This is a genomic window from Homoserinimonas sp. A520, from assembly GCF_054489245.1.
This window is the reverse complement of sequence record NZ_JBTMWX010000005.1, coordinates 197,080-209,294: the sequence shown is the minus strand read 5'-3', so window position 1 is coordinate 209,294 and position 12,215 is coordinate 197,080. Positions and strand designations below refer to the sequence as shown.

General features: G+C 61.4%; 12 protein-coding genes. 4 read left to right on the top strand and 8 right to left on the bottom strand.

Annotation, left to right across the window (positions count from 1 at the left end; translation table 11 throughout):
- Positions 1-90 precede the first annotated feature (90 nt).
- A complete protein-coding gene (locus ACX3PH_RS13270; protein ID WP_459093161.1) occupies positions 91-573 on the bottom strand; it encodes a hypothetical protein in 483 nt (160 codons plus the stop codon).
- Between the two features lie 615 nt (positions 574-1,188).
- Here ACX3PH_RS13270 and ACX3PH_RS13265 point away from each other — a divergent pair.
- The 3 genes from ACX3PH_RS13265 to ACX3PH_RS13255 are packed head-to-tail and all read left to right on the top strand — an operon-like array spanning position 1,189 to position 2,923.
- Positions 1,189-1,773 carry a hypothetical protein gene (locus ACX3PH_RS13265; protein ID WP_459093160.1) on the top strand — a complete coding sequence of 195 codons (585 nt, stop codon included), beginning with the start codon at positions 1,189-1,191 and terminating at the stop codon, positions 1,771-1,773.
- An 11-nt stretch (positions 1,774-1,784) separates the two neighbouring features.
- On the top strand, positions 1,785-2,336 hold the full coding sequence (locus tag ACX3PH_RS13260) for a hypothetical protein (protein WP_459093159.1): 552 nt from the start codon (positions 1,785-1,787) through the stop codon (positions 2,334-2,336).
- A gap of 11 nt (positions 2,337-2,347) precedes the next feature.
- Entirely contained in the window at positions 2,348-2,923 is a 576-nt protein-coding gene (locus ACX3PH_RS13255; RefSeq protein ID WP_459093158.1) for a hypothetical protein, read from the top strand.
- Positions 2,924-3,122: 199 nt separating this feature from the next.
- Here the strand turns inward: ACX3PH_RS13255 and ACX3PH_RS13250 are convergent, their stop codons facing one another.
- Positions 3,123-3,599 (bottom strand): hypothetical protein, encoded by a 477-nt coding sequence (locus tag ACX3PH_RS13250; protein ID WP_459093157.1) that lies wholly within the window; start codon positions 3,597-3,599, stop codon positions 3,123-3,125.
- Complete coding sequence (locus tag ACX3PH_RS13245) at positions 3,559-3,921, bottom strand: hypothetical protein (RefSeq protein WP_459093156.1); 363 nt, start codon at positions 3,919-3,921, stop codon at positions 3,559-3,561. Before ACX3PH_RS13245 ends, ACX3PH_RS13250 begins: the two co-directional genes overlap by 41 nt.
- A gap of 412 nt (positions 3,922-4,333) precedes the next feature.
- On the opposite strand from ACX3PH_RS13245, the gene ACX3PH_RS13240 reads away from it, so the two are divergent.
- Positions 4,334-4,930 carry a hypothetical protein gene (locus tag ACX3PH_RS13240; protein ID WP_459093155.1) on the top strand — a complete coding sequence of 199 codons (597 nt, stop codon included), beginning with the start codon at positions 4,334-4,336 and terminating at the stop codon, positions 4,928-4,930.
- 55 nt (positions 4,931-4,985) lie between these two features.
- On the opposite strand, the gene ACX3PH_RS13235 is transcribed toward ACX3PH_RS13240, so the two are convergent.
- The 5 genes from ACX3PH_RS13235 to ACX3PH_RS13215 all read right to left on the bottom strand — a co-directional run bounded on the left by ACX3PH_RS13235 (position 4,986) and on the right by ACX3PH_RS13215 (position 11,498).
- Positions 4,986-6,116, bottom strand: coding sequence for a restriction endonuclease (locus ACX3PH_RS13235; RefSeq protein ID WP_459093154.1), 1,131 nt, complete (start codon positions 6,114-6,116; stop codon positions 4,986-4,988).
- Between the two features lie 47 nt (positions 6,117-6,163).
- Entirely contained in the window at positions 6,164-6,742 is a 579-nt protein-coding gene (locus tag ACX3PH_RS13230; protein ID WP_459093153.1) for a hypothetical protein, read from the bottom strand.
- A 565-nt stretch (positions 6,743-7,307) separates the two neighbouring features.
- Entirely contained in the window at positions 7,308-8,186 is an 879-nt protein-coding gene (locus ACX3PH_RS13225) for a hypothetical protein (RefSeq protein WP_459093152.1), read from the bottom strand.
- Between the two features lie 226 nt (positions 8,187-8,412).
- A complete protein-coding gene (locus ACX3PH_RS13220; RefSeq protein ID WP_459093151.1) occupies positions 8,413-9,990 on the bottom strand; it encodes a DNA polymerase in 1,578 nt (525 codons plus the stop codon).
- A complete protein-coding gene (locus ACX3PH_RS13215) occupies positions 9,987-11,498 on the bottom strand; it encodes a DNA primase family protein (RefSeq protein WP_459093150.1) in 1,512 nt (503 codons plus the stop codon). Before ACX3PH_RS13215 ends, ACX3PH_RS13220 begins: the two co-directional genes overlap by 4 nt.
- Between the last annotated feature and the right edge of the window lie 717 nt (positions 11,499-12,215).

The window sequence follows — 12,215 nt, the reverse complement described above, 5'->3', positions numbered from 1 at the left end:
GGTGACGGTTCGACCACCCAGCTCGGCACGAATCTGATCTCGAGAGGTCTGCAGCCCTCCGACGGCGATGCAGGCCAGCCTGCAATTTTCCTACCGAACATCAAGTCCCCGCAGGACAACCTCACGCCGCAATGCTCGCATGAGAGACGTGCCTTCCAGCCAAGTCTGCGGGTCGGATGAGACGGGTACCTCCGGAAACTGTTTGCGATAGTTCTCATAGGTCGTCGGGGCGTCATCGACTTGCCAGCTGATGAGTCCGCAGAGGTAGTCGTCTGGCATTTCGGAACGGTCACTAATTCGACGCGGCGTTCGGAAAATGTCCCACCAGATCTCAGCTGGCTCGTGGTGATAAACGCGGCCGTCTAGGGTGCCCGGCGGAAGCGCCTCATCCACTCCGAACGGCAACTCCGTAACACCCGCGCTCTTGAGCTTTGCGTCGAACTCCAGGGCCCTGTTGACCCCCTCCATTATGAGTTCTGGCGAATAGCCCTGATCCAAGGCATGGCCGATCAGATCATCGGCGCTCCCGCCCAACGAATTCACCACTCTTCGGACTTCATCCCACTCCGTCAATGTCCTTACCTCTCTTTCCTCTACGTGCGCTCTCAATTCCCAAGCAAGCGGCCGCCTGGCTCGTCATTCCACAGCGTATCGTAAGTGAATTGTTCTCAGATTGTGAACAATTGTAGTTGTAGCTCGAAATTCATGAACGCTGCGCACCGAGCCCACTCGCAGACCGTGGGCATATTTGCTGACAGGGCAAGCACCTGTTTACCTAATTGCGGCCGTCCAACAGCCTTTACGTGTGCCGGGGCAACGCTGGGGCCCAGTCCTGAGCGAAACCCCTTAGCGATCAGTCGAGCTACCACGCCGTGGCCCGGCCTGGCCTGGCCTGGCCTGGGCGGACCTATCTGATGATCGTCAACTGGTCCACCGCTTGTGCAACCTGCGGGCGGCGACGATGGCCCCCGCACATACACTCCGTCTCACACCATCGTGTGCGCGGGATAGTGAACGGCCGTTAGAGCCGGAGGCGCGCAGTGCCATCGACCCGAAATGGGGGCGTGGTCTTCGCCCGTTTCGCATTCATGTCGTTACCGGTCAGCCAGTATGGAACCTGAGGCACTGCCATCATTTGGTACGGACAGTGTGTCGCTCACCACCGATCGATGCTTTGAGGGGGATCGCATGACTAAGAACGCTGCTGCCACCCTCATCGCCGCAGCCCTCACCGTGAGCCTTGCTGCCTGCTCTACGGAGCAGATGTTCCCGGAGTTATTAGCTGAGCCAGCATCGACCCCGACTCAGGAGCCAGCACCGGACCCGCTGGACCTTGACGGCAACGGTTCCGTTTCCGAGTTCGAGAAGCAGATGGCTGCACAGAACGCACCGCGTGAGTTCATCATGCCGGACGGCTCTGTTGTCATCATCGACCCTCGTGAGCCGATGCCTCCAGCCGTGAAAGAGGTCATAGCCCAGCAAGCGATCCCGGTGGTCGCGCCTGCCAAGTCGAACCGGGACTTCAGCCCCGAATCGGTGGAGGGGCTTATCAGCGAGGTGCGAGACTATGCAACCGCCCAGGCGGAGGCCACCGGAATCTCCATCGTGATCGTGTTTTCGAAGCCGAATGGATCCGGGCAGATGGGGTGGGGAAGCGTCGCATCCAGTAGGCAGTCCACCGGGGTTGTTGGTGGCCTCAATCGCGATGAAGTGGTCAGCAGAGTTCAATCGTGGGCCGACCAGACCGACCACGAACTGATTGTCATCGACTAGGAATCCGAACCATGAACAAGACGAACTTCGCAGCCCTTGCCCTCGCCGCGGCACTCACGGTAGGCCTGGCTGCTTGCACGCCGGCTCCCAAGGAGGTGCTGGACACTGCGACCGAGGTGCCAACCGTGGACCCACTGGACCTCGACGGCAACGGCTCCGTTTCCGAGTTCGAGAAGCAGGTCGGCGCGAAGAACGCTGTTCGTGACTACACGCTGCCTGATGGCACCGTTGTCAAGGTTGACCCGACGCAGCCGTTCCCCGAGGCGGTCCACGCTGCCGTCAAGGCAGAGACGGTCGCCCCGATTGCCGCTACCCGGAGTGGCAACGCCAGGGCTCAGGCTGAGGTTGCGCTCATCGGCGACCTTGATCTCAAGGCTGCTGAGTTAGGCCGTGGCATTGCGGTTGTGTATCAGACGCCGTCATCTGGCGAAGGTCCCATCTGGGTGATTTTGGCCAGCGGTCAGAAGCAGGCTCCGTTCTTCGGTTCGGCTGACAAGGCTTCGGTTGTTGCTCAGGCTGAGGCTTGGACTGCGGCCCGCAACTACGAGCTCATCGTTCACTAGGTGCCACGACCATGACGAAGACGATCCTCGCCAGCCTCACCCTCGCTGCGGTTCTGACCATTGGCCTCGGAGCTTGCGCGCCAACCACTGCAACCGCGCCGGTCGACACGAAGACTGCCGCTCCGGCAGCACCGGACCCGCTTGACCTTGATGGCAACGGTTCCGTCTCCGAGTTCGAGAAGCAGATGGCTGCACAGAACGCGCAGCGTGAGTTCATCATGCCCGACGGCAGCACCGCCAAGCTCGACCCTCGAGAGCCCACACCTGCCGCGGTCATTGAGGTCCTCGCCCAGCAGGCTCAGCCGATCGGCGATCAGTACAAACGAAACACTGACTTCTCCCCTGAGTCGATTGGTGCTCTGCATCAGAAATTGCTTTCCATGGCGGAGTCTCAGGCGGAGGCAATCGGTAGACCGGTTGTGATCTTGTTCTCCAGCCCCGATGGTGCCGGAGGAACGCAGTGGATTGCGATGCCCTCCAGTGGTAAATCAACAGGGATCAGGGCGGAGCCCAATAGAGACTCGATGCTTACCAAGGTTCAGTCCTGGGCCAACAGCAGGGGCTACGAGGTTGTAGTCCTCAACTAGGCCCCCGTCGTTCCTGACCGCCTCCTCCGTTTCTGAAGCGGGCTGCTGTTCGAATCACCCGAATCAGAACTGTTGGTCCGTGAACCGATCATGGTGGACTCACGGCTCAGTCGCAGGGCACCGCGATCATGCCGCCCATGCCGTTGCTGTCCCAGCAGAAACCGATGGGACCACCGCAGCCGGGTCCAACCCGACCGCCTCAGCTTGGAACGCCAGTGGAACCGCGAGGGCCGCTGGAGCTGCCCCCACCGCCAGCGTTCTTGGAGGCTGCTGCACGTTGAGGTTCAACTTCCGCTGCGGCCGCAGCTTCAGCAGCAACACGAGCCGCTTCAGCCTCGGCCGCAATTCGGGCAGCTTCGATCTCAGCGGCGATCCGCGCAGTCTCCTCGGTCTGGAACGCGGCGAAGTCATCGAGCAGCGTCGTGACGTTCGTGTCGAGCGCCCTGGTTGCGGTCTTGACTTCGACAGTGAGGGCGGTGATGGCTGCAGCCTCTTCCCGCTCGGTGCAGGTGGTCGGAAACTCCAGCTTGGTAAGCTCACCGTGGGCAAAGCTGACGCTGGCGATATGCTCGGCACCGCTCGCGCGGGCGGGGACAGCCTCGACAGCGGCAACCGACTCGACACCTTCGGTGGCTTCAACAGCTGAAACCGCTGCTGATGGCTTCAGCGCCGGCACGGGCTGCATACTCTGTGCTCATCCACGCTTCGTCGCCTGGCAGGGTGACGCTCTCGACGGTTTCGAGTGTCTGGTCGGCCGTCGCGATAGCTGCCGTGCTTGCCCGTGCTCCGGTGGTGCTGCCCTTAAGCGCAGCAGCGCACTGGCGCGCCGTCTCCTCCGCAGCGGCGTTCGCTGTGTTTACCGAGAAGACCGTGATGCCGCCGGCGAGCACCAGGACGCCCGCGATCAGGATGGTGACGAGCTTCATGCCCCATTTTCGTGACTTGGTGCGCGGGTCCGTGTTCTCGGCATTGATCTCAGTGCTGGTCTTGTCACTCATTGTCATCATCTGTTTCAGGGGATGGTTGGGCCGGTTGCGTCGCTGTGCGGCGTAGTGCCGATCGGGCCTATCTTTGGCTACGATCGGCCCCTGCAAGAGTTTGGGCAGTTGTTAGGAACCGAATCCGGCGTTATGCACACGGGCGGCCCGCTCCAGATGCTTCAACGTTGTCGGTCATGCCCGGGCGAGAGTTCACACTCTGGTCGTGATTGACCCGAAATGGGGCCAGATCCAACGCCCGCAGAGTGTTCCTGGCACGCCAGTATGGAGACAAGCGTTTACTGACGCCCGGACCATACGGGGCAGGCCCGTCGGCAATTAGCCGCGCGGTGGCTTGACCCATGCGCTCACAATTTACGCGCTGCTCACAGCCCAGCATCATCCGCACCGCTTACAGCTACCCGGAGACCTCATGAAGAACACTCTCACCATCGCCAGCATCATCGGAGTCCTCTCCCTCACACTGGTTGGCTGTTCCGGCGGCGATCAGAGCGAGCCGATCGATGACCCGAAAAAGACGGCGCCTGCGGAGGTCGTCGAAGAGTCAACCGAGCCAGACGGCTCCCGTGCGAAACCATACCTGGCCGGCACGAAATCACTCCTTGCTGAGGGGTCCATCTGGACTGTTGGATTCCAGCCGAGCAACTTGGACTCTGCAGCGATCGTGATGGCTGAGAACCAGTTCAACGAGCTCCTCCCCGGACACTCCGCCGTCATGGCACCTATCACCATCGATGTCCTCGAGTCCGGCGGGCAGGACATCTCCGATGGGGTTGACCCGTTCTATAGCCTCACGTTCGAGTTCGTCTCAGACGCGGGTCGCTCCTACGGTGAAGGGGCAACAAGCTGCGGTGTCATCCCAAGTGACTTCTACGACATCGGGAACCTGTTCTCGGGGGCGACAGCAAGCGCGAACGTATGCGCGCAGGTTCCAGCAGATGAAGTTGAGGGCGGCCTCTGGTCCGTCACGAACATGCAGGGCGACAAGCTCTTCTTCACGCTCACCTAACGCGGGCCAGCCCGGGCAAAGCCTGAGCCGTTACGATGAGTCGACGAACGCGGCATCAAGCGTCAGCTGATAGCGCCAACGAACCTCCTAGCTGGCGGAGGACGCGCGCAGCGATGCTCTGCTCGCGCAGCCTCAGTACGGTGACTTCGCGAGGTTCTTCACGCCTCATGTCCGCATACATTGTGCGAATCTGGTCAAAGGCTTGCTGGGCAGTTTTATGGCCCCGCTCCACGCCACTCTTGAGCGTGAGGTTGAGCTTCGTATGCAATTCAGAGCTCAGGAGAGAACTGTCAAAAGAGGTGACAAGAAGCATCCCGGCGAACCTGAGGGTCTTCGCGTCAATGAGGTCTTGAGGCATGTTGGCTTGCTGGTCAACCCATTCTTTGAGGTGATCGCCATGGAACTTGCTCAACGCGAATACTCCCTCCGCGGCTCTTTGCAGGAGGTGGTCTGATCCAGGTGTTGCATCGCATTGCCAGCCCTCCGATATTGCCTCCTCGAGGTCCGTATAGTGCGCTCCGAGTTCTGACCCGGTTATGAAGGAAAGGAACGAGGTTCGTTTCTGGATCTCGCCAAATGCTGCGTCAGCCTCGGCAAACTTCTTGAACTCAATGATGGTGCGGAATTCACGGACCAAGAGCGCGAGTTCGGACTCCACATGAGAGAAGAGAGCTTCTTCATCGGGAGCAAGGGACACAACGCGAGCGAACTCCGCATAAAGTTCCAAATCTGCTTCTAACGCGGAGGCAGCGAACCGGTATCGAACGGCTTGGAGTTCCTCCATCTGCTGTTTGCGCTCGTGGACATGTTCCGGCTCTCCTAGAACCTCTGCGAGCTCCGATGCCGGTTCGCAGCTTCCGTATGGGTCCATTTGAAATAGTGCGACGCCGGCTTCGGTTGCATACTCGACTGCTTCTTTTGTGTAGCCACCCGTCGAATAGAACAGCGCAAGACGGTACTCATGGGCAGCTCCTCGCAGCCGCTGGATGTCAGGGCGGCCAATGGGGTTTGCATAGAATTTCACCTGCGCAGCAGCCTCGGTGCTCAGCGCGTCAATGCCGCCATCCGTTCCGGGTCCCGTGGCCTGCGCATCGATAAATCTCAGCGTTCTCATGTGGCTTACGGCAGCGGTCTCGGCCGCTTGCCAGTCGAGGAGAAAACCGGGGCTAAGTGCTATTTCGCTCATAGGGGGACCCTATTGCACCGCTGACAGGCCCATGTCATTAGGCCGATTCAGCATCCGCCCGTACAGCCTGGCTCATCGCACCCGCAGGGAACATCCGCTCGAGCGAGTCGCTCGTAGGTGCCTTCCGGGATCTCAGCCCCGGTGCGCAGCCGCCACATTCGCCCCTCATCGAAAGGTTCATCGTTGACGATTCTGGTCGCGCGGGCCGCCCAAGCCGGTACCGTCTTCAGAAAGAATTCGTCACGGTGGACTCCGTATGCCTTGCGGCGGAGCAGCCCCCACCGGATGGCGTCCTCCGCGATTTCGAAGCAGTCTTCCGTGCGTTCCCATGTCGCCCTGCCGGCGCTCAATTCCACCAGGTAGTCGCGGGCGTCCTCCCAGGAACGGGAAGCGTGGAAGAAGAACTCTACGGACTCAGCAGAGAGCGGCTCCGCCATCGGGGCGAGGCAAGTGTCCCGTCCGATGTCCGCATTGCTTGCCGGCATCAGATCGACCGCGTTCTGCCACAAGCCGAACGCTGCTACTTCAGGGAGACGGATGACACCGGTGTCGTCCCGGTACAAATTGAGGAACGGGTCGGCGGTCGGGAGAGTGAAGAGTATGTCGTAGAGGGTCCCGGATACCACGGTTCCGTGATGCTCCGGCAATCGCCTCGCAAACGCACGCATTTCGCTACGGATCTGGTTTTGCATTCGCACCGAATAAAGCGGCGTGGTGAGGCTGACTGTCCAGCGGGCGATCCAATCCTGCGGACCGTACAGATCGGTTGAAGGGAAGTTGTTTGTCGTCATACCTTCACTGTCACCGGGTGCCGGTCGAGAGTGTGTCGCTCGTTTGGAACGGCCGTCAAACAAGAACTCTCACAAGAGCTAGAGGGTCGGAGGCATGTCGGTTTTGCCGGGCAAGGAACAGCAGAACTGAGTTCAATGAACCCATCGTGCGGGGTGCGGAGTCGGCTGCTTGCGTGGAAACCCCGGACCCTGGGTTACGCGCTGTTTTTCACCGGGAGGAAATATGCGGGACAGCCGCATAGCCCAGGAAGCGCGGTCTAACACCTGCATCGTCTTCTATCGGTGAGGGAGGGTGGAGGTGTGTGCGCGCTGCAGGAGCGTTCTGAGTCGTGTCTTTCCCGCGACCCAAGAAAGCTTGAGGATCAGGGCGCCAGTATGGCGTTTTGACTGGGCTCGCACCTCAAGCCACGAGTTCCAGCGGCTGCCGGTTGAGCTTTTTCATCGCGGCACGAATGTTCTTCCGACCTGTGTCGATGGGCTGGCCCTTTGCGTGGAGGTAGAGGACTCCGTGGTCGCCGGCTCGGTTGGTGAGCAGGAGGGACCCGAGCGCTGAAAGCTCACTCTTCGTCACTTGGAGTGTTATCGCCAAAGCATCGTCCCGTCCGATCCGATCGACAGCGCGGCGAAGTCTGGCATCGTGTCCGACTTCTTCGCCGGTCCCTGCGTCCGCGTACATCACTGCTGCGTCCAAGACGCCCAGCACTGCGGTCTCAGCGTCCTCCCGGCTCCATCCGACCGCAATGAGGAGCCCCGTGATGATAGCGGTCATGGTGGGCTCGGCGCCGCCCTGATTTGGTGCGTCGCTGTCCACGGCTCCGGCGTTCATGGCGGTCACTGCGCCCCATGTGTCGGCGCCTTCCACCACCCCCTTCTCTTCGAGTATCCGCCAATCCTCCGGTGCCATGTGGATTACGTTCGCGGCCGGGTCGAGGGGCGTACCCGCCACACGTGCGCGGTCTACGGCCGCGGTTGAGATGCAGAGCTTTCCCGCCACTCTCTCCGCTCGGAGATAGTCTCTGACGCTGATCACGGTGAGCGCCCAGGAGTTGTCTGCGATGGCGAACCTGTCTGGATTCGCCTTCCAGCCACGGTAGGCGTATGAGAGGGCTTCGTCCACGTGTGCGCCTTGATGTCGCGCTACCCGTTGCAGTTCCGTCCTGGCGGCCTTCGCGACATGGAGGAACTCGCGGTCGTTGAATGAGGCGTCATCGGTGGCAACCCTCCTTAGGAAGTCCGCGAGGTTTTCGGGCTGGTGATAGTCGATTCGGGCGTGGTTCATCGTTGCTCGCTCTGCTTGGCTGGGTTGGCCGAGCGCAGGGGCTTCGATGGGAGTTCGCTGCTGAGCAAGCGAAGATGTGGCTAGCGATAAGGTGACCTGGCCCGGGTGGGGGTGTTACCGAGCACCATGCGTAGGAACCGTGGGCGGCCGGCCGTTTCGAAACGGAGCAAACGCAGACGAAAAAGGGGCGGTCGCCGCATTGGCTCCGCCCCTCACAACTTCGTCGCTACTTCCTCCAGGCCCGCCCGAGCACTTCGGGTTCACCGCGCATCGGCACCCCCAGGAACGGCGCCGTGATCACCTCGGACAGGATGCGCATTGCTTCGTCGCCCCGATCGGGAGTCACCTCTACGACCAGCTCGTCATGCAACGCCAGCCACAAGCTGGCGGGTCCGAGCCGCCTCGCGACCTCGACTGCACGTACCGTAATCAGATCGGCGAACTCGGCCTGCGCGCAAGTGTTCAAGGCCCTATAGCCGGCATCCTTCGGGAGAATCGCCAGCGGCCGCCGGAGCGTCTGCGTGTAGAGCTGCGTACCTACTGACCTTTGAAGGCGTGTCCTGTATTCCATGAGCTGCGGGTAGGCGCCCCAGAACGTGTTGAGCAGGTTCCTTGCTTCAGCTGGAGTCCGGCTGAGCTTCCGTGCGAGGGCGCGCACGCCCATCCCGTAGAGCACTCCCAGAGTGAGTGATTTCGCAGCATTGCGCTGGTCGAGGTCGACAGTGGAGATCTGAAAGAGCTGCTTGGCCATGCCCTCATATACGTCCCCGGACTCGAGGTCACGAAGCAGGGCAGGGTCGCCGCTAAGCGCGGCAGCGACGCGCAGTTCTGCTTGAGCTACGTCGATGCTCACCAGGACATGCCCCGGCGACGCGCGCAGCAGATTACGGCGTGGACCGTGGAGACCCTGCAAGTTCCCCTGCCGCATCGAAGTGCGCCCGGTGCTGGCGGAGAAGAGTCGCAGTTCCGAGTGGACGTGACCAAGCGACAAGCCGCGGTCCAGGCCGAAGAGTGTCGCCTGGGTGCTGGTGAGGTGTTTCGTGTCGCGGAATAGCCTCCACCTGTTCCACGCTTCTGTACCGATCGGCGGTTCCGGCACCAGGTTGAAGGCGTCCCGTGATGTTGATGGTTTTCCATCCTCTGTCGGGTGCATATCTGCCTGGGCAAGCCAGCGGATAACTCGCGCCTTCTGCTCGTCACTGCTGGTCGCTGTGAGATCGAAGCCAGCCGCCCGGAATATACGGGACCGCTCGCCCTCAGAGTCATCCAGCGCCTCTTCCAGCCGATCCGAATCGACATTCCATCCATGGACAACTCGGTGCCGCCACGCCTGATCAAGCTCCACAGCAGTGAGGGCCAACCGGCGAAGTGCAGGATCAAGTACGGAGAGCCGGGCGGCCGTCTCTGCTGCGATGAGTGACGCAGCACGCGCGTCGTGGCGGGCAACCCCGACACCGCGTTCCCCGGCCAAACGGTGCTCGGGGTCCGCCCAGATGATCGCTTCTGCGGTAGTCGCGTTGCGGAGGCGGTGAGCGTCGAAGGCCGGGACCAGTTTGAGCAGTCCCCGCGCGGTACGGTGCATCGGCTCCACCGTCCACAGTGCTCGGGCCGACTCGGACAGAAGCTTGACCAGTGAGCGTGCACTCGCGGCGTCCCTGTTACCTGCAGTGGTTGCACGCCAGGTAACACCGGAAGCGAACGCGACGGCGACGTGGCTGCGGTCTACCGCCACACCGATAGGGCTTCGGTCTGCGTCGAGTGCCTGAAGAACTTGAGTGGCGTGCCTGTGCTGGTAGCTGCTCACTGGATTCCTTCCTGCCCTGGCGCTTCCACCTGCTGGTTGGCAGCGATTGGTCCTCCACGCGGGTCGCTGGCAGCACGCAGTGCCTTCAGCGCGTTCGCGTCGTACTCGCCGTTTTGGCGCCCCAGGAGGGTGACCCCGAAGACGTAGTATTTGCCCCTGATCGGCCGTGAGTCGGTCGCGAGCCCGCGCTCGCGCATCGCGGTGACAAAGGTGTTGGTCGTCCACGGACGCGCGTATTCCGCCTCGCAGTGGTTTCGCCACGCGAAAGCGAGATCCGGTCTCGCGACGCGCTCGCTGGGATCGATGAGCAGGTGCTCGTCCGCGAAACGCTTCAGCAGGTCGCCGCCCTCATGCCACTCGGCAGTGGCTTGGTCTACCGAGGCGCACTGCGGCAGGTGGTACTCGCTCGCGTGGATGACTCCGGCGCCACGAATCGCCCAAGCAAGTATCTGGCCTAGCTCTGCAGCGAGCTTCTGCTTGAGCAGCGGATCGATTCGGGCTGGGACGTTGTTGAACGGGACGGCGATTGCCCGGCGCTTCACACCCGCGTCACCGTCGATTGCGGGAAGGTCGTTGACGGTCAGGAACAGTGAATGTGTGGGAACCCAGGATTGCGTGGCCTGGTTCAACTGACGCCCGCTGAGCAAGTTGTGTGAGCAGATTCTCTTGAAGAACCCGCCGTTGATTCGAGCACCCGGAGCCAGCTCCTCCATGATCGCCACCCGTGCCCCTTTGAGGTCGGCGATCTGGTTCTCTGCTCCTCCTTTTCCCACGATCATGGGTGCCGCAGCTGCGACGGCGAGTTCCCGGCCGAGGGCGTCGACCAGAAGGCTCATCAGCGTGCTCTTGCCCGAGTTGGATTTGCCATAGAAGAAGAATGCGAATTCGCGCTGCACCTTCCCGTGGAGGGCCATCCCCCAGGCCTGCTGGACGTATTTGGCCAAGGCTTGGTCACCGTTGGTGACGAACTGAAGAAAACTGTCGAACACCGGGGAAGGGCCAGTCGCCGGGGCGACCGCCGTCATTTTGGTGAGGAGGTCCTCGGGACGACTCAGCCGGGTGGTGCCGGTGAGCAGGTTAGAGGTTGTGCCGTCTGGATGAGCGAGCAGTTCTGGTCGCGCGTCCCATTCGGTGTATGCAGCGGTCAGCTCCGGCTTCTGGGCTTGCGCCATGGTGATGGCAGCGTTGATCGCCTTCAGGCTGGAGGCGTTTCGCGTGTCCTCTTTGTTCCACTTGGCAAGCTGAGCGGCGACAGCGCGGATCTGGAGGGAAGCGTCATCGCGCCAAATACCAGCGCGAGCATCCCAGATTGAGTCATACCGCTTCCAGGGAGTAAACCGGTATGTGTTCTCTAAGTGGAGGTGGTCGGCCAGTCGCTGACCTCGCCCGGCGTCATCGCTGCTGTAGGGGCGGCAGCGGATCTCCTCGGCCTGCGAGGACTTGGTAGTGAGGGCGTCGATAGGGTCGATAGTTCCGATGCGGTGGCCCGGTGTTTCGTCGTCGTTCATTGGCTGTTCCTTGAGCTAGGCCTGCGTTACTGAGGCGTAGAGCAATTGCCCTATATAAGACCTGCCTGGAGGACTTTCCACACTTTTGAAATACAGCCCCTAGTCGACAGAGAATGTCGCTTGCACCACGCATGCACCCTGTTACACCCACCAGGAGGCCGGCGACTCGAGACCGGGTGCAGAGGGGTGTCTGCCGAATGCCTGGTTGCACCCCTTGTTGCACCCTGCCCATCCCAGCGAAGCAGGGGAGGTCCACCTTCGGGGTGCAAGGGGTGTAAGTGATTTGAAGAAGTGAAGTAGAAAGTGCGGAGCAAAGGAAAGCGCGGTATCGGTACTGAAATCTCGCTATTTTCGGGTGTGCAAGCCGTAGTACGAAACCTGTGCACCACTTGCACCCGAGCACGCCGAGACTAGCCCGGCTGGTTAGATCCCGAAAGTGCGGAAAACGCTCCAGGCGTCCGCGGTAGGGGTGCCAACGCCGCCGGCACGATGGGCGCTGCATTTCTCGATTTGAGGGCAAGCCCCCAAGCCAAAGCGGGCAGCTTGGTAGTCAGTATCCGGGTCTCTGCGCATGGCCCGAGCGCGCTCGTGGAGTGTGGTTGCCGTTTCGCCGCTTCTGAACAGCACATCTCGCCATACACCGACATCGCGCCGCCGAATGGTGCTGGCCCAAGAGCCGATCTATGTCTCACACCTGAGGAGAATCAGGGTTTGACC

Bases quoted from the DNA above. Each gene is read 5' to 3' on its own strand.
- ACX3PH_RS13265 (WP_459093160.1), top strand. From the start codon at position 1,189: ATGACTAAGAACGCTGCTGCCACCCTCATCGCCGCAGCCCTCACCGTG.
- ACX3PH_RS13235 (WP_459093154.1), bottom strand. From the start codon at position 6,116: ATGAGCGAAATAGCACTTAGCCCCGGTTTTCTCCTCGACTGGCAAGCG.
- ACX3PH_RS13245 (WP_459093156.1), bottom strand. From the start codon at position 3,921: ATGAGTGACAAGACCAGCACTGAGATCAATGCCGAGAACACGGACCCG.
- ACX3PH_RS13215 (WP_459093150.1), bottom strand. From the start codon at position 11,498: ATGAACGACGACGAAACACCGGGCCACCGCATCGGAACTATCGACCCT.
- ACX3PH_RS13255 (WP_459093158.1), top strand. From the start codon at position 2,348: ATGACGAAGACGATCCTCGCCAGCCTCACCCTCGCTGCGGTTCTGACC.
- ACX3PH_RS13225 (WP_459093152.1), bottom strand. From the start codon at position 8,186: ATGAACCACGCCCGAATCGACTATCACCAGCCCGAAAACCTCGCGGAC.
- ACX3PH_RS13240 (WP_459093155.1), top strand. From the start codon at position 4,334: ATGAAGAACACTCTCACCATCGCCAGCATCATCGGAGTCCTCTCCCTC.
- ACX3PH_RS13260 (WP_459093159.1), top strand. From the start codon at position 1,785: ATGAACAAGACGAACTTCGCAGCCCTTGCCCTCGCCGCGGCACTCACG.